The following is a 16,052-nucleotide window of genomic DNA, read 5'->3' on the forward strand; positions in this document are numbered from 1 at the left end:
AACTGAAGCCTTTTTTAGTTTTAAAAAACGATAGCTTTTGCATGGATACTTAGCAATAGCTATCGTTTTGGCTTAATTTCGCATGAAATAACTCACCTACAAGTGCTGTTCATATTAGATGGTGGCTGCCCCAATACGAGCCATAAAGGTTTCTAATACAAGTAACTGCTTTTTATTTCAAAGTCGATAGCACTTTCTCCACTGCTTGCGCTGAAATCGCGTTTGCAAATGATTGTCTTTCACGAACTGCTTTACCAAAATGATATTGCTCTGCTTTTGTTGTCTGTTTGACTTCAGCAATATTATCCGGAGTGAGGCCTGCACCAGGCATAATGATAGGTCCTCCTGTTTCATAAGAATACTGAACTAAATGAGCGAGCTGTTCTTTTCCTGCTTCACAGCTTTGCTTTCCACCAGATGTTAGAATACGTTTTACATGATCTTTATACTTTACTAACGTTTTGTACGCTGCATACATATCCTTCACTTCATCAAAAGCACGATGAAACGTAATATCTACTCCCGGAAAGCGTTCAATGAGATCATGAAGCATTCGTTCGTTAATTGTAAGATCCTCATGTAGTGCACCAAATACAATCCGATTACATTGCAAGCTCTCCAGTGCCTTTATATCTTCACAAATAACTGCAAATTCCTCTTCTTGATAATAGAAATCATGACTATGTGGCCGTATCATGACTTGAACAGGTATTTGCACACTTCGTAAGACTGTTTTTATCATTCCAAAGCTTGGTGTCAAACCACCCTCTTGTATCGCCGAAACAAGCTCTAATCGATCTGCTCCTAGCTTTTCCGCTTGTAATGCATCGTGTTTATTCTGTACAATCAATTCCAACTGCATTTCGTCTCTCAAACTCCTTTTCTACCAATTTGGTTAATAATCGGACTCCAAAACCAGTAGCCCCTTCGACATGATAGCCATACACCTTCCAAGGTCGCACCGTATTTGCCATATCAATATGTACCCATTTCATATGTTGCTTTATAAATTGTTGCAAAAAAATAGCTGCCGTAATCGAACCGCCGTATTTAGAAGCACTCCTATTATTTAAGTCGGCATAATCACTGTGCAAATAGGCTTTATAATCTTCAATTAATGGCATAGGCCATACATGATCCCCAGTTTCTTCGCCAATTTCTTTATATGTCCACAAATCCTTCTCGTCATTAGTAAAAACACCCGCTGTTTTTAACCCTAAAGCTTGACCAATAGAGCCTGTGAGTGTAGCAATATCAATAATAGTTTCCGCCCCTACGTCTTGAGCGTATAAAATACCATCGGCTAAAATTAGTCTACCCTCTGCATCCGTGTTACCTACTTCCACATGCATTCCATTTGCATAAGAGATTACATCTGCCGGCAAGTATGCATTTTTCCCTACTACATTTTCTACTAATGGAATAACTGCGGTAACGTATACAGAGCTATTCAAATCAGATAAAAGCTTCATCGCACCTACGACAGCCGCTGAGCCCCCCATATCCATTTTCATTTCCCAAAGTCCAGTGCCTGTTTTCACATTAACACCTCCTGCATCAAAGGTCACTCCTTTACCGACAAGCGCTACATGCTTTCCTACTGTGTTGTTCAATGTAAGAACGACCATTTTAGGTGGATGAACACTTCCCTTTCCGACCGTTTTAATAGCTTCTAAACCATGTTTCGTAAGATCAACAGTATCCAAAATAGCCACGTCTACATCTGTATCTCTAAAAATCTCTACTATTTTGCTTGCATAAACTTCTGGCGTCAGTTTACTAGGAGGCTCATTACATAAGTCTCTAGCTAAACATACAGCATCACTTTTCGTTTTCGCCAATGCAACATATGCGCTATAAGATGAATAATTATATTCTAGCACATAGTCCATCTCTAAACGATTCCGCTTATAGTACTGAAAGCGATAACCAGCCAAATACCATCCTTCCATAAAAGCGGTAACATAACTTGCGATATCACTTTCCTCTGTTACATCTTCCAACGCTTTAAACAAGCCATTAAAATTGATGGTAACTGTTTGAGACAAAAATTCTTTATCTATCTTCTTTCGTATTTCTCCACCAAGATGTCGGATGTCTTCCATATTTTTATTTACCGGACAGATACAAACCAATAAATAGATCGTTGTTTCCGTATAAAATAATTTCATCTCCCCAAAAGACGCTTTTTCAACAAATGAATGTTTAAAAAGCTGACTAGGCTCTAGAGGACAAACATGAATTTCCATTTTCTAACCTCCCCGTACAAGTTTAAATGATTAGAGAAACTTGGCTCATTACTGAATATTTTATGACAATAGCCTTTAGGTTTGCTTATACTTAGAATATAGAATTTTATTCCCCAATAGTACAAAAAAAGACGACCCAGTAGCGTAACGCACATAAGCCGTCTTTTATTATCTTATATTTCTTAATAGCTTTCTTACTCTCTTATTTTTCACTGCAAGAGCAATCGTACCTTTAACTGCTTGTTCATCAACAAGTTTCAGTGGAACAATTCATTCCTCTACATTTTTCTAGCCTCTTCACTCACACAGCCTGAATTATTTAGCACGCGAGAAACCGTTGATCTTGACACATTTGCCATTGTTGCAATATCCTTCATCGTTACCAAATAGCTATACTACCTACAGTTTTACACTGTTTTTAATCTTTATAGCTTTAGAAAAACACTACTCTTCTTTCCTGTAGTGTAAAAAATATTCGTATCTTCTTTAACGATAGACGTTACCACTTTCAATAAAATACCATTTCCCCTGATTTCTTCCGACTACTCCACTTAGTTGCCAGCCTTCCTCACATAAATCTGTTATTTTCTTTGGTACAGACAATGGTCCAATTACCTTATCCCCACCAAACAATGGTTGTAGCCACAGCTTCCCGCTTTCAATGTGGTCAATATAAAAGTACCCTTCCTCTTCTTCTTCATACATTACTTGTGGTGATTTTTTTGTTTCTTCGTAAATAAGATCGGATACTTTTTCAACAGTAGGCAAATTACTCGCCTCTGAGAAATATTCTTTCAATTCTGCATAAACAGCTTGTTGAATATATTGATTATCATATAACCATTTGACTAACTTTTTCATAACACGAACTGCTTTTTTCATAAAATCTTCGCTACTCATCACTTTACGGATAATAAAGTAATCTAAAAACTCGCCAAAAACTTTACTAGACAATTGTTTTGCTCCAAATATACGCGTAAAGCTTTCCATATCCTCTTCTATCTCTTTCTCCCAACACTCCAAATTCGCATCATCTAAGTAGTTATGCGCGTAATCATTTAAGTAGATTCTAAATAACGACACCACACTTTCATAATCACGAAATGTTTTTGGTTTTAACCGTTGTTTCTGTTCGTTTAAGAATTCTTCCAAAATAACATTAATAGACATCATTTTTAGCCTCCTACCCTTATTCAATGAAAGACCTCACTAACAGTACTCATACAAAAGGTTCTAAAAAAATAGTTACTAGTCAAACATTAAACAAATGATCCCAACCCCCAGTTAGCAACGAAAGAGCTCTAGCAAATCAGCTAAAGTTAAAGGAGTCATGTTACTACAACAGGGCGATGGAAATGTTTGGCAACAAACTCGTTTTTAACCTCCTTCCTTTTAATAATAAACCGATGGTGACTTAGCGTGGGACATGCAGTGAAGTAACTAGTGCTACTGAGAGATGGAGCCAGACGCTGCTTTTACGTTCTTGTATTATCCGAAAGTACCTATTTTCTTATCTTATAACAAAATAAGTCTTTGTAAAAAGCTTTTCAATATAATTATCGATTACTTTTAACTTTTTCTTCTTAACGAGAAATAACTTCAATCCATCTTAAACGAATAAAATGATAAAAAATAATGCTGTTAATTCAAGGCTTTTCCACACTTCCCAAATACCATCATTAAAACTAGCGTTGCGTAAACAATCTTAAGAAAAATATTTTAAGAGAAGATTAGGAATATTAGGATATTTAACTAGGATAAAAAACCTTTTAATAAGGAAATGGTAGTCCTGTCCAACTCCCAAATTATAAAGAGCTATCATGGACAATCATACCATAAAAACAATATTCAATAACATGGCATAGATATGTATATAATAACATATTTTTACATTTGTAGATCAGAAGCGCAAACGTTTTGACCATTATGTAATAAATGTTTTACAATATATTGAAATTCACAATCTACTTCACACATACCCAGTTTTTAAATGTATAATTTTACCAAAAAGGAGGTGAGATTATGAATAGCGCGATCATCGTTTGTACTCACGGAAATGCAGCAATGGAAATGCTAAAAACAGCGGAGATGATTATGGGTAAACAAGAAAATATACTACCCACTAACTTTGTACCTGGAGAAAACACCGCAGATTTAATAAAAAAATATCATCTGCTATGCGAACAATTAGATTGTACTAACGGTGTTTTGATAATGGTTGATTTACTTGGCGGCTCTCCATTTAATGCAGCTTCTCAAATAGCTTTGCAAAATCGACACATTGAGGTTATTACAGGCGTTAATATTCCAATGTTATTAGAAACTTTGATAACTAGAAACTCAAAAACCTTGCAACAATTACTTGAAATATCAATAGCTGCTGGTAAAAATGGGATTTCAAAATTGAATAAAAATAACATCGAAAAAGATGACTTAGAAGGAGATGAATTATAAATGATTATAGGGCTAGCAAGAATAGATGATCGTTTAATTCACGGACAAGTAGCTACGGTCTGGGTGAAACATGCAAACGTTACCAGAATCATTGTAGTTAATGATGAAGTCGCTAATGACGAAGTAAGAAAAACATTATTAAAGCAAGTAGCTCCACCTTCAGTAAAGGCTAGCGTAGTAAGTATTGACAAATTGATACGGGTTTATAATAACCCTAAATACGAAAATGACCGTGTCATGTTGCTATTTACTAATCCCTTTGACGTTGAACGAGTTATTCAAAAAGGAATTCCATTAACATCTATTAACATCGGAGGAATTTCATATAAAGAAGGTAAAGTGAAAGTAAATAAATCTAACTTTCTAAACAAAGAAGAAGCGAACTGCTTTAGGAGACTTGCTGAAAAAAATGTTGAACTTGATGTAAGAGGCGTAGTTAATGATCCCAAAGAAGATATGATGAAGCTTTTAGACAAACAAAATCTATAATTCTGAAAGGAGGACTAGGCAATGGACTTATCAGTTATGCAAATTATCCTCGTATTTATTTTTGCTAGTATAGCTGGTATGGGAAGCGTTTTGGATGAATTTCAAACCCATCGCCCATTAATCGCTTGTACATTAATAGGTTTGGTACTAGGAGATATGACTACAGGTATCATCATCGGTGGTACATTAGAAATGATAGCACTAGGTTGGATGAATATTGGAGCTGCTCAAGCTCCAGATGCTGCTTTAGCTTCTATCATTGCAACGATATTCGTTATTGCAGGTAATCAAGATATTGGTGCGGGGATTGCACTAGCTATCCCTCTTGCTGCTGCAGGACAAGTGTTAACCATTTTAGTGCGGACTATTACTATATTTTTTCAACATGCTGGTGACCACGCTGCAGAACAGGGTGACTTTAGAAGGGTTGATTTCCTTCATATTTCAGCATTATTGGTTCAAGCCCTTCGCGTAGCTATACCTGCACTAATTGTTGCTTTAACTGTAGGAACAAATGCGGTGCAATCTTTCTTAAATGCTATTCCAGAAGTTATTACTGGTGGCTTAAATGTCGCTGGTGGAATGATTGTCGTAGTTGGTTACGCTATGGTTATTAATATGATGAGAACTGGGTCCCTTATGCCATTTTTATATTTAGGCTTCACCATTGCGGCGTTTACAGATTTTAACCTTGTTGGATTAGGTATTATTGGCTTAGTTCTAGCCATTTTATTTGTACAATTAAGTCCACAGTTTAATCAAAATAATATCCAAATAGCTGGTACCAACACAACTATTTCCGCTGACGACGACCTGGATGATGAACTAGATTAAAAGGATTGGAGGGGAAGTAATATGGGGAAAGACATATTAACCAATAAAGATAAACTAATCACAAAAAAGGAAATAAAGCGTTCATTTTGGCGTTCAAATTTGTGGCAAGGGTCTTGGAACTTTGAAAGGATGCATGCCCTTGGCTACCTATTTACGATGATCCCATTTTTCAAAAAACTGTATCCTGAAAATAATGATGAGAGAAAGCAAGCAATGAAACGACATTTAGAATTCTTTAATACACACCCTTATATGGCCGCACCAATTGTTGGAGTTACAGCAGCAATGGAAGAACAAAAGAAAAAAGGTGCTTCCATTGATGATGCTGGGATTAATGGATTAAAAGTTGGGATGATGGGGCCTCTTGCTGGTGTTGGCGATCCTGTTTGGTGGGGGACAGCTCGCCCCGTTATCGCTGCTTTAGGCGCGGGTATCGCTATGAATGGAAATTTGTTAGGTCCTATACTATTTTTTCTATTATGGAATGTCTTACGCATGGGTTTTAGATACTGGGGGATAGATTACGGTTTCAGAAAAGGAATGGACATTATAAAAGACATGGACGGTGGATTACTACAAAAATTAACCGTAGGATCTTCTGTTTTAGGATTATTTATCATGGGAGCGTTAGTTAATAAATGGACGACAATTAATATACCAGTCGTTGTGTCAAAAATAAAAAATCCAGAAACCAATAAAGTTGATGTACAAACCGTACAAGACATTTTAGACTCATTGATACCAGGTTTAGTACCACTGTTATTAACTTTTTTCGTCATGTGGCTACTAAGAAAAAAAGTAAGCCCTATAACCATTATTTTAGGTATGTTTGTCGTTGGTATTTTAGGGTATTGGGGAGGGATTTTAGCTTAATGTAAACGGAACAAAGAACCGGGGTATAGTTCACTAACGTAGCAGAACGAGTATAGGCCGACGTTAAGTAGCAAACCCATTTTTCGTCGGCCCTTCTCTTCGTGACGAACCTATATAGAAGTCGTAAAAGCTGCTCGGAAGTTCGATCCATAGTGGTTTTTGTTTCTCTCATTTAAAAAATTGCTACAAACCTTTATTTCATAAGTTATTGAAACTTGATGTAAGAAGCTTACAATACCTCGTTCAAAAATGTTCACATCTCCTGGAGCATGATGTATCCTCCAATCGGTTATTCACCCGTAATCAGTTTTTTACCTCTAGCAAAAAGCGAGGATCTCTATATGTTAGTTTAGATCTGCCTCTAGTTCTATTGTTACATTTCCTTGTATAGCTCTTGAGATCATACAGCTTTTCTCTGCTTGTTCAACAAGCTTTTGCAGCTGAATTCTTTGTTCTTCGGTCGCTTCTACCTTTAGGGTAACCTTTGGTCGGTGAACAATTTTTTGAAATGTAAATACACCTCGTGTAACATCAACAATTCCTTCTGAGTCTAAGCTCATTTCTTCTAAAGGAAGCGCAGCACGTTCAATCATGGCAGCAAGTGTAATAAGATAACAAGTTGCCGCTGCTCCTAACAACATCTCATCTGGATTCGTCCCAATACCTGGCCCATCCATTTCTGGCGGGATGGATACTTTAGTCCGTAAATTTCCTGATGTAATATAACCGCTTGAATTTCTTCCACCAGGCCACGTTGCCGTTAAATGAAAACGATGTTCTGCCATGTTTACACCTCCATAAAAAATAACAAACACCTAAACTTCGCTACCTCACAATCTTTTAAGCTATATCTAGAGTTTTAATTATACTATAAATCCAAATATTTACGTTGTCTATCGAAAAAAACAAGAGAAAAAGGATCGAATTAGTAGCATTCGATTTTTTTTATCATGCTTTATTATTCCCCCCTCGGAAAGATGGATGGGGTTATACTTTTCGTCTTTAAATATTCATTAGTCTCTTTTTAAGCTAGAGACATTTTAAAGCGATTTCCCCTTCCTATATCATTAATCCATTGCCACAAAAAATATGGAAAAACACGGAAAAACATTTAAAATAATAGCTCGTTTCATGTTATAATATATAAGCATTTATAAAGATCTTAAAGGGGAGAGAAATTTGGCATTAACAGATCACGAAAAACTACTCGTAAGCTCAGAATTGAACCGAAAAGGTAAAAACATGCTTTTAGCGTATGTATTACTTATCTTCTTAGGTACCTTAGGTATACATCGATTCTACCTTGACAAAAAAGGGACTGCTATTACGCAACTTATACTCAGTGTTGTAGGTGGGCTTACAGCAATCATTCTTATTGGGTTTATCCCTCTTATTATCGTGGGCATATGGCTTTTCATCGATCTATTCTTAGTTCCAGGTATGGTCGAAAAAGAAAATGAACGTATTGAGCAAGAAATCATTCGAAATTTACGTTAAATGATGTCATTCATTTACATTTCATAAAACTTGGCTATCGCCAAAATCTTTATGACAATAAAGCGTCAAAACTCTAAAAAATTCATGCTTTCCTATACTTAAATAAAGGTGAACGGCAATCCAAGCCGTCTCCTTTATTTTTCTTTTACAGCGACTTTCTTTGAAACTTTGAAAAAACATCTTTGTCTCCAAATCTTTTCAGCTCGAATAGAAACTCTCCTGTACGTGCAATGCCTATTCTAATAAATGAGTTCTCTGCAAGACAATTCATGACAACCTACAATACGGTAAACATTAGTACAACCTTCAACTTACTATAGAGTAAACAAAGCCACCCGCATTAAAACTACGGATGGCTATTTATCACCATTTATTAACGCTGTTCTTTCTTAGAAACTTAGTTTTGGGTTTGATAGCTTTTATTGGCTACCTTATGATTGGCAACAATTAAATAGGTTTCTTCAATTGGATTATTTTCCATAAAGCTTGTTAATATTTTAAAAACGCCTTTTTGTATTCTCTCCTGAGCCTCCACAGTCATACCTGAATAATGGACAGTAAGACCTGTTTGTTCAAGAGAACGCCAAGGATGGTTCTTTGGTGCCGGTTGTGGATACCAAACATCACCACCATATCGAATTTTACCACGATTAACTGCCTCTGCAATGGCATCTCGTTCTACAATTCCACCTCTAGCGCAATTTACAAGTACAGCACTATCTTTCATGTTACAAATGACGTCTTTATCAAATTTATTTTTCGTATCCTTTGTTAACGGTGATTGAATAATAATTACATCAGATGTTTTTACTAAAGTATCAAAATCAACGTATTTAATTCCTAGCTTCTCTTCTATATCTTCTTTACGATAAGGATCATTATATTGCAAATGAACCTCAAATGGCTTTAATCTCTCTGCCGTTAATTGGCCAATACGACCAAATCCAAAAATACCAATTGTTTTACCAATCATGTCATGTGCTTTAGCACCTACTTTAGGTAAATCCCACTCCCCTTCTTCAGCTTGTCTATGTCCTTCTTCATAATTTCTTAGTAGTAACAGTGCTTCCATAACGTTTTGCTCCGCTACACTTACATTATTACTCCCAGGTATTTCGGCTACTGTAATCCCTTTGTCTATGGCAGCATCAAGATCGACATGGTCTGATCCAATTCCAGCCGTAATAGCTAGCTTTAAGTTTTTCGCTTTATTTGTTCTTTCTTTCGTAATATAAGCTGGAAGAAATGGTGACGAAATGACTACATCCACCTCTTCAATGTAATCGTCCACTTCTTTATCACTTGTAACAATTGTTAATTCGTGCTCTGTATTCTTTAGGAATTCATCTAGCCCCAATGTCTTTTCTTTGGATAATAATTGTGTAGCACTTGTAGCTTCTGGAAAAAGTGCTAGGATCTTCATTTGTAACTCCTCCTCGTATAAATTATATAATTTGATTCATATGTTAGATTTACCACTTTTTTACTTTTATTAAACATTTTCATTCAAATATCCACTTTTATCCTACTCACTATTTTCTTTCTACATATTTTAAGCAATCCCAATAAAACACAGAAAAAAATCTTTACTTTGTATATGTTTTTTGTGATATTTTGTAATTATATGTAAAAACATAAGTAAATATAACTATTAAATATCAAAAAACAGTTCTATACACCTACAAAAAGTAGTTGACTATCCTTTTTATTCCATTGTATATTAATTTTGAACAATAAAAAGATAAAGAAAGAGGTGAAATGAAGTTATAATGTGAAGTGTTATACAACATGGTTTTAACTTTTGGAACTTGCTTACAAGAATTAGATTGTTTCGTCTCCCCAATTTTTTAAATAATCAACAATCTAGCTATTTTGTAATATTACGTGTACTTGCAAATCCAAAGGTTAATAGTAACTGGAGGTGAAATAAAACTCAAATATTTTTCTTATTCACTAACGTTAATTTTCGAAATATTTCCGTTTCAATTAATTAATTGAATTAATATTTCTGAATACCATTCTTCAACCAAAAAAAATTGTTAAGTGATTCACTACACAAATAGAAGTTTCGTAGTTAATAAGATTATAATACGATACTTTTGTGATTACTTATGATTACTGTATATTTAATATCTTTTTACGTTAATCCAGAAACCGCCAACTTGAAAGGAGCGTTTTTTATGAAGAAAAAAATACTATCATGTTTATTGATTCTTGTTGTTCTATTTACTGCCTTTATACCCCAAAGCGCATTTGCACAATCAAAAGAGAGTTTGCGGAGCGTGACTTTTTCCAATTGGATAAGAACATTAGGTTCTCAATACCCACTGCTTCAAGCTTATGGATTAGTAATTTTAAAGCAGCCAGATCTAAACGTCAAAAATATGAGTAGCTTATCCAATAACCAGTATATAGCAAGGAATAACGTTCGTGAATGGCTAGATGAATACAGTTCAAAACTCATTTACATTAATGAAAATATGAAAGGATTAACACAAAGAGTCAATTATTACTACGACCGCCTTTATGATTTATCGGAACAAATAGATAGTAACGAACAGGCTAAAAATTCCTTTTTAAGTCGATATAACCGACTACAGACAGTCATGGATGATGTACAATACGAAATGGAAAGAACTTCCATGAATTTACAAGCTTATTATGACCTATTGGTAGAAGATAGCAACAACTTCTCCAAAAAAGCAGATCAAGCAATTGCTTCATTGAACGGCGGAGATAGCCAAGCCGCAACAATAAGATCAGCTATCAAAGCAAATTTAGAAGATATTCAAAATGAACTAGTAAAAATACTTAATAACCCGGACGAAGTATATGATTTCTCTTTTAAACTAGGTACAGAGATTTACAACACGGTGAAAACGGGTGCGGAAACCAAAACGGTAGATGTAGCGTCTATTGAAGCTTTAGGAAAAACATTAATGAGTTCCGAAGATCTGAATACAAAAGAATCTTATTCTACTATTCGTCAAAAACATAAAACCGTTACTTCATTAATGAAACAGCTATCGGAAATTGAACATCAAGCAACAGAAGTTACTATTGCAGAAGATCAATTATTTGGGTTTACTTCTATGGTTAAACGCCAAATTACGATTTTTGATTATATGGTCAATGAATTTACTGAACTGAATCATATTATGGGCAATTTAAAAGAAGATATTATGGAAGGCAACATTACTCCAGCTGAAATAAAGCGACAACTTAAATATTACAAAGATATAATGGATGAAATAGACAAACAAACAGGACAATTTGAAGAATTTACTACTTCAGTTAAATACTAATCATTTTATAATGGGAGGGATTACAAATGGCAAAAAAATTTTTAAAACCTATTTTACAAGTAGCAGTCGCAACAACTTTAGTATTTAGTAGCGTTGCTCCTTCCTATGCTTCTGCTAATCTATCTGATAACAACCATCAAGTAGATAAAGTTAGTGACTTAGCCAATCAATATAAAAAATATGAGCTAGGTCCAGAAGGACTAAGACAAGCACTCCAGGCAACAGGATCTAATGCGTTGGTGATGGATTTATATGCTTTAACAGTTTTAAAACAGCCAGATATCAATTTTACTAATGTTGTTATCATCGACAATAACTTACAAAATAAAATCATATCGGATCAAAGCATTGCAAGAGAGAATGCAAAAGTATGGTTAGATCAATTAAAACCACAATTAATTAAAACGAATGAAAATATTATAAATTATGATAATCGTTTCGAAGGGTACTATGATAAGCTAATAGAAGCCGCAGATAACAAAGATAAAGATGCCTTAGAAGCTAGAATAAAAAGACTATCAAGGAGCGTTTCCAAAAACAAACAAGAAGTCGACCAATTAATTGTCGATTTAAAAGACTACAGACAAAAATTACAGTCTGATACACAAAATTTAAAAGTAGATACAAATAGGCTTTCCTCTATTTTATCAAGCCAAGATGCAGGTATACCGCTTTTAAAACAACAAATTGAATCTTACCATGATGCGATTAGTAAATATAACAAAGTATTAATAGCCTCTTCTGTCTCTACATCATTAGGACCTGTAGCTATTGTAGGGGGAATCGCTGTAATTGCTACAGGCGCTGGAACACCACTCGGTGTTGCTCTTATTGCAGGTGGAACTGGTCTAACTGGTGGAGGAATTGCGGGCATTGTATTAGCCAAACAAGGAATTGATGAAGCAGAGTCAGAAATTAAATCTATAACTAAAGAATTAACAGATACAGAAATTCAATTAGCGTTAGCATCAGGAATAAAACAGCAGACGAATAATTTAACCAAGACGATTGATCTAGCAATTGACTCTTTACAAAATATTTCAACGCAGTGGAGTACGATGGATGCAAAATATAGAAGTTTACTTAGCGATATTGATTTTATGAGTCCTGAAGACCTTGATCTTATTAAGGAAGATTTATCTATTGCTAAAATGAGTTGGAGTAATATTCGAGACTATGCGCAAAAATTATATGTAGAAGAAATTAAAGTTGTCGATCATCAATAAACTACCACCAAGAATATAAGTGAACCAACAATCAGTCCAGGGGTTAACCCTCCTCCACTGATTGTTGGTAGCTTAAATTTTTGCTTATATTTTAAAATCTAAAGAATGCTAACAACACGCAGTTCATGCTGTTATCTTCCACTTAAATTAGTAGTGTGTAACCTAAAAGCAGATTACAGCACCTTATAACCGAGAAAAATAGGTGATAAACATGCAAACGAAAGTAATAAAACAAATATGGATTTGCTCCATTCTAACTATTTTTTTAGTAACCTATTCGTTACCACAAACAATGATTTATGCAGCTGAACAAACAGAAACAATGAAACCCGATTCAGAAAAGATATTAAAGAATTTAGAAGAATTGGCTACTAGTATAGCAAGCATAGACTCTTATGCAACAACCATTCAAAACGAACCAAAGCCCAATTTGACAAACTTAAGTTCTGTAAGTAACGAATTAAAACGCAACATAAACAATCATTTTGCCGATGCTAAAAACAATGCTACGTATTGGTCAAAAAGTTTAAAGCCTTCCATGAGAACATTTCTAGAAAGTATTGGACATTTTAACGATGTATTTCAAGAGAGTCATTCTGCATTATTAGCTGCTTTGGCGAATAAAGACAAAGCAAAGATACGTGATGAGGTAGAACAGCTTAATGATAATATTGTAAGACAAAACGAAAACGCAGAAAGATTAGTTAAAAATTTAACCCAATTTCGAGATAATGTAACGAAGGATACACAACGTTTCAAAAATAATTCTAATCAATTAGAAGTCCAAGCCACATCATCTTCACAAGCTGATATACCTGTTTTAAAGAGAAAAATTAATTATTATAATGATGTCATTGATAATACTGATTATAGAATAGCTGCTGGTTCCTTAGCGTGCGCTTCCCTGATTGGCTGTATTTGGGGAGGAATTGAGATTGATAACGCTACAAGTGATAAGCGAGATGCAGAATATCAAATAGACAAACTTAAAGCAAAAATAGATGGAATTGAGAAAGAAATAGCTACGATAACAGACATACAAAGTAAACTAACAAATATGGTGCAAAAAATTGATACAGCTATCGATTCCATCCAAAATTTAACAAATTACTGGTACCTCATGAACTCTAAATACCAAAACCTGCTAGATGATGTCCGTATATTAAATCCAGCAGAATTAGATCTTTTAAGAGAGGATATGCAAATTGCAAGTAGAAGTTGGGAGCAAATTAAACAGTTTGCCAAAAACCTAGCTCAAGCATTAAAATAGAACAATAGCACGATACACACATTTATTTCTATTAAAATCTTTGATGTCACTTTATTACACGTAAGCAGTGAGGGTTTTTTCCCTCACTTCAAAGTGGCGATAACAGAATTAAAGGAGAAAAACACATATGACATTTGAAGAAGTATTACCTCAATTAAAATCTGGTAAGAAAGTAATTCGCAGTGGATGGCATGGTGCTGAATTATATGTGAAGCTCGTTGGAGAAAGTAAGCACGAGGGAAAAAAGCTTAACCCTTACTTTTTAATCAATGTCTCTGGAGAAGGCTATACTATGTTCACCCCTACTGTATGTGATATTCTTGCTGACGACTGGAACATCATTGAATAATATGATTGTTTTTGGAGGTTGTATATGAAGTTTGATGAATATACAGGACAAACTGTTTTTATCACTGGTGGCGCTTCGGGTATAGGAAAAGCGCAAGCTGTCTGTTTTCTAAAAAATGGCGCTAATGTATTTGTCTTCGATAAAGCGAAAAAAAACTTAGCAGAAATGGAAGAACAATATAGCGGACAATTCACCTATGCGATAGGAAATGTTACCGATAAAGCGTCTGTTCAAAGAGCTGTGCAATACGCATTACATAAATTTAAACGCATTGATATTTTACTAAATACTGCGGGGATACTGGATGGATATGTAACTACATTAGAAACAGAAGAATGGTTATGGGATAAGGTTATGGATACAAATGTAAAAGGAACCTACCTTGTAACCAACTTTGTACTTCCTTATATGCTTCAGCAAGAAAGCGGAGTTATTATCAATATGTCATCCATTGCAGGCTTTGTCGCTGGTGGAGGTGGTGCTGCGTATACAGCTTCTAAGCATGCCATTATAGGTTATACCAAACAATTAGATTATGACTATTGTAGAAAAGGAATTCGAGCTAACGCAATTGCACCAGGTGCGATTAAAACGCCAATGAACAAAGCCGATTTTTCTGGAGATGGAAAAATCGCCGAATGGGTAGCGAATCAGACACCTGCCGGGAGATGGGCAGACCCCATAGAAGTAGGCGAGCTCACGCTTTTTTTAGCAAGTAGGGCTGCTGATTATATGCATGGTGTCGTTATTCCTATTGACGGCGGATGGACCAATAAATAATTCTATCATTGCGCAAGCTGTTTCGTTCTAATATAATAGTGTAGCAAACAAAACAAAGATGTACTGCAACACTTCCTTCTTTGGTTGCAGTTATTACTAAAATAGCTAGATGCTATTTTACAAAGGAGACATATAAATGCATAAGTTAATATCCCAAACTTCTTCACCAACGATGATCTCCGAGCTAACTAAAATTGCCATTATTAGTTCCCTCTATGTGATTGTTACCATTTCTCTCGCTCCAATTAGTTTTGGTGCTATTCAGTTTCGTTTATCTGAAATGTTTAATTTTCTAGCATTGTATCATAAGCGTTACGTTATTGCCGTCACTTTCGGAGTTGTTATTGCCAATTTCATGTCCCCTACTTGGTTTCTGGATGTTCCAATTGGTAGCATTTCTACTTTTCTTGTGTTAATTTTTTGTAGACATGTAACCCAGCAGATGAAAAATGCCCTACTAAAAATAGCTACAACAACTATTATTTTTGCTGTCTCCATGTTCACAATTGCAGCACAATTAACGCTCCTATTTGACTTGCCTTTCTTTTATACATGGTTAACCGTCGGTATCGGGGAACTATTATCCATGACGATCGGTGGAATAGTGATATACTTGTTAGCAAAGAGAGTAGATTTTACAAAATAATAGACAGCTTAAGATTCCTTTTACGAAAACAAGCCTTCCTAAATGAAAGGCTTGTTTTTTAAATAGGCGCAGAATAAATT

16 protein-coding genes and 1 pseudogene are annotated in these 16,052 nt (G+C 35.0%); 11 read left to right on the forward strand and 6 right to left on the reverse strand.

From position 1 onward, the window contains the following. Positions 1-172: 172 nt before the first annotated feature. The 4 genes and pseudogenes from D9780_RS12195 to D9780_RS12210 all read right to left on the reverse strand — a co-directional run bounded on the left by D9780_RS12195 (position 173) and on the right by D9780_RS12210 (position 3,422). Positions 173-862 carry a copper homeostasis protein CutC gene (locus D9780_RS12195; RefSeq protein WP_121640266.1) on the reverse strand — a complete coding sequence of 230 codons (690 nt, stop codon included), beginning with the start codon at positions 860-862 and terminating at the stop codon, positions 173-175. Next, entirely contained in the window at positions 834-2,249 is a 1,416-nt protein-coding gene (locus D9780_RS12200; RefSeq protein WP_121640267.1) for a M17 family metallopeptidase, read from the reverse strand. The genes D9780_RS12195 and D9780_RS12200 overlap by 29 nt, the downstream gene beginning before the upstream one ends. A 284-nt stretch (positions 2,250-2,533) precedes the next feature. Further along, positions 2,534-2,635 (reverse strand): annotated as a pseudogene (locus D9780_RS12205) (LacI family DNA-binding transcriptional regulator); the annotation flags it as partial. A 100-nt stretch (positions 2,636-2,735) separates the two neighbouring features. Beyond that, positions 2,736-3,422 carry a hypothetical protein gene (locus tag D9780_RS12210; protein WP_121640268.1) on the reverse strand — a complete coding sequence of 229 codons (687 nt, stop codon included), beginning with the start codon at positions 3,420-3,422 and terminating at the stop codon, positions 2,736-2,738. Positions 3,423-4,271: 849 nt separating this feature from the next. Between D9780_RS12210 and D9780_RS21135 the strand changes: the two genes are divergently transcribed. From D9780_RS21135 to manZ, 4 genes are read left to right on the forward strand one after another with little or no spacing between them, the layout of a single operon-like run. Further along, positions 4,272-4,703, forward strand: coding sequence for a mannose/fructose/sorbose PTS transporter subunit IIA (locus D9780_RS21135; RefSeq protein WP_162985861.1), 432 nt, complete (start codon positions 4,272-4,274; stop codon positions 4,701-4,703). Continuing rightward, the gene (locus D9780_RS21140; RefSeq protein ID WP_162985862.1) at positions 4,704-5,192 is read left to right on the forward strand and encodes a mannose/fructose/sorbose PTS transporter subunit IIB; all 489 of its coding nucleotides are present in this window, start codon (positions 4,704-4,706) and stop codon (positions 5,190-5,192) included. It begins immediately after the preceding gene. Positions 5,193-5,213: 21 nt separating this feature from the next. After that, positions 5,214-6,026: a PTS mannose/fructose/sorbose transporter subunit IIC gene (locus D9780_RS12220; protein WP_121640269.1), complete on the forward strand. Its 813-nt coding sequence runs from the start codon at positions 5,214-5,216 to the stop codon at positions 6,024-6,026. 21 nt (positions 6,027-6,047) lie between these two features. Continuing rightward, complete coding sequence (gene manZ / locus D9780_RS12225) at positions 6,048-6,899, forward strand: PTS mannose transporter subunit IID (protein WP_121640270.1); 852 nt, start codon at positions 6,048-6,050, stop codon at positions 6,897-6,899. A gap of 344 nt (positions 6,900-7,243) precedes the next feature. Here the strand turns inward: manZ and D9780_RS12230 are convergent, their stop codons facing one another. Continuing rightward, entirely contained in the window at positions 7,244-7,684 is a 441-nt protein-coding gene (locus D9780_RS12230; protein ID WP_121640271.1) for an OsmC family protein, read from the reverse strand. Between the two features lie 394 nt (positions 7,685-8,078). Between D9780_RS12230 and D9780_RS12235 the strand changes: the two genes are divergently transcribed. Continuing rightward, positions 8,079-8,396: a TM2 domain-containing protein gene (locus D9780_RS12235; RefSeq protein WP_237342776.1), complete on the forward strand. Its 318-nt coding sequence runs from the start codon at positions 8,079-8,081 to the stop codon at positions 8,394-8,396. 397 nt (positions 8,397-8,793) lie between these two features. Here the strand turns inward: D9780_RS12235 and D9780_RS12240 are convergent, their stop codons facing one another. Then, positions 8,794-9,819, reverse strand: a complete 1,026-nt coding sequence (locus D9780_RS12240) for an NAD-dependent formate dehydrogenase (RefSeq protein ID WP_121640272.1) — start codon at positions 9,817-9,819, stop codon at positions 8,794-8,796. A gap of 757 nt (positions 9,820-10,576) precedes the next feature. Between D9780_RS12240 and D9780_RS12245 the strand changes: the two genes are divergently transcribed. The 6 genes from D9780_RS12245 (at position 10,577) to D9780_RS12270 (ending at position 15,972) form a co-directional block, all read left to right on the forward strand. Next, complete coding sequence (locus D9780_RS12245) at positions 10,577-11,701, forward strand: non-hemolytic enterotoxin subunit A (protein WP_162985863.1); 1,125 nt, start codon at positions 10,577-10,579, stop codon at positions 11,699-11,701. 26 nt (positions 11,702-11,727) lie between these two features. Beyond that, positions 11,728-12,927: a non-hemolytic enterotoxin subunit B gene (locus D9780_RS12250; RefSeq protein ID WP_121640274.1), complete on the forward strand. Its 1,200-nt coding sequence runs from the start codon at positions 11,728-11,730 to the stop codon at positions 12,925-12,927. 211 nt (positions 12,928-13,138) lie between these two features. Continuing rightward, positions 13,139-14,197, forward strand: coding sequence for a non-hemolytic enterotoxin subunit C (locus D9780_RS12255; RefSeq protein ID WP_121640275.1), 1,059 nt, complete (start codon positions 13,139-13,141; stop codon positions 14,195-14,197). Between the two features lie 127 nt (positions 14,198-14,324). Next, positions 14,325-14,546, forward strand: a complete 222-nt coding sequence (locus D9780_RS12260) for a DUF2829 domain-containing protein (protein WP_121640276.1) — start codon at positions 14,325-14,327, stop codon at positions 14,544-14,546. 24 nt (positions 14,547-14,570) lie between these two features. Then, positions 14,571-15,326 (forward strand): 3-oxoacyl-ACP reductase, encoded by a 756-nt coding sequence (locus D9780_RS12265; protein WP_121640277.1) that lies wholly within the window; start codon positions 14,571-14,573, stop codon positions 15,324-15,326. A gap of 136 nt (positions 15,327-15,462) precedes the next feature. Then, the gene (locus D9780_RS12270) at positions 15,463-15,972 is read left to right on the forward strand and encodes a QueT transporter family protein (protein ID WP_121640278.1); all 510 of its coding nucleotides are present in this window, start codon (positions 15,463-15,465) and stop codon (positions 15,970-15,972) included. Positions 15,973-16,052 lie beyond the last annotated feature (80 nt).

Source organism: Virgibacillus sp. Bac330 (assembly GCF_003667845.1).
GTDB lineage: Bacteria > Bacillota > Bacilli > Bacillales > Amphibacillaceae > Virgibacillus > Virgibacillus chiguensis.

Bases quoted from the DNA above. Each gene is read 5' to 3' on its own strand.
- D9780_RS12195 (WP_121640266.1), bottom strand. From the start codon at position 862: ATGCAGTTGGAATTGATTGTACAGAATAAACACGATGCATTACAAGCG.
- D9780_RS12200 (WP_121640267.1), bottom strand. From the start codon at position 2,249: ATGGAAATTCATGTTTGTCCTCTAGAGCCTAGTCAGCTTTTTAAACAT.
- D9780_RS12210 (WP_121640268.1), bottom strand. From the start codon at position 3,422: ATGATGTCTATTAATGTTATTTTGGAAGAATTCTTAAACGAACAGAAA.
- D9780_RS21135 (WP_162985861.1), top strand. From the start codon at position 4,272: ATGAATAGCGCGATCATCGTTTGTACTCACGGAAATGCAGCAATGGAA.
- D9780_RS21140 (WP_162985862.1), top strand. From the start codon at position 4,704: ATGATTATAGGGCTAGCAAGAATAGATGATCGTTTAATTCACGGACAA.
- D9780_RS12220 (WP_121640269.1), top strand. From the start codon at position 5,214: ATGGACTTATCAGTTATGCAAATTATCCTCGTATTTATTTTTGCTAGT.
- manZ (WP_121640270.1), top strand. From the start codon at position 6,048: ATGGGGAAAGACATATTAACCAATAAAGATAAACTAATCACAAAAAAG.
- D9780_RS12230 (WP_121640271.1), bottom strand. From the start codon at position 7,684: ATGGCAGAACATCGTTTTCATTTAACGGCAACGTGGCCTGGTGGAAGA.
- D9780_RS12240 (WP_121640272.1), bottom strand. From the start codon at position 9,819: ATGAAGATCCTAGCACTTTTTCCAGAAGCTACAAGTGCTACACAATTA.
- D9780_RS12245 (WP_162985863.1), top strand. From the start codon at position 10,577: ATGAAGAAAAAAATACTATCATGTTTATTGATTCTTGTTGTTCTATTT.
- D9780_RS12250 (WP_121640274.1), top strand. From the start codon at position 11,728: ATGGCAAAAAAATTTTTAAAACCTATTTTACAAGTAGCAGTCGCAACA.
- D9780_RS12255 (WP_121640275.1), top strand. From the start codon at position 13,139: ATGCAAACGAAAGTAATAAAACAAATATGGATTTGCTCCATTCTAACT.
- D9780_RS12260 (WP_121640276.1), top strand. From the start codon at position 14,325: ATGACATTTGAAGAAGTATTACCTCAATTAAAATCTGGTAAGAAAGTA.
- D9780_RS12265 (WP_121640277.1), top strand. From the start codon at position 14,571: ATGAAGTTTGATGAATATACAGGACAAACTGTTTTTATCACTGGTGGC.
- D9780_RS12270 (WP_121640278.1), top strand. From the start codon at position 15,463: ATGCATAAGTTAATATCCCAAACTTCTTCACCAACGATGATCTCCGAG.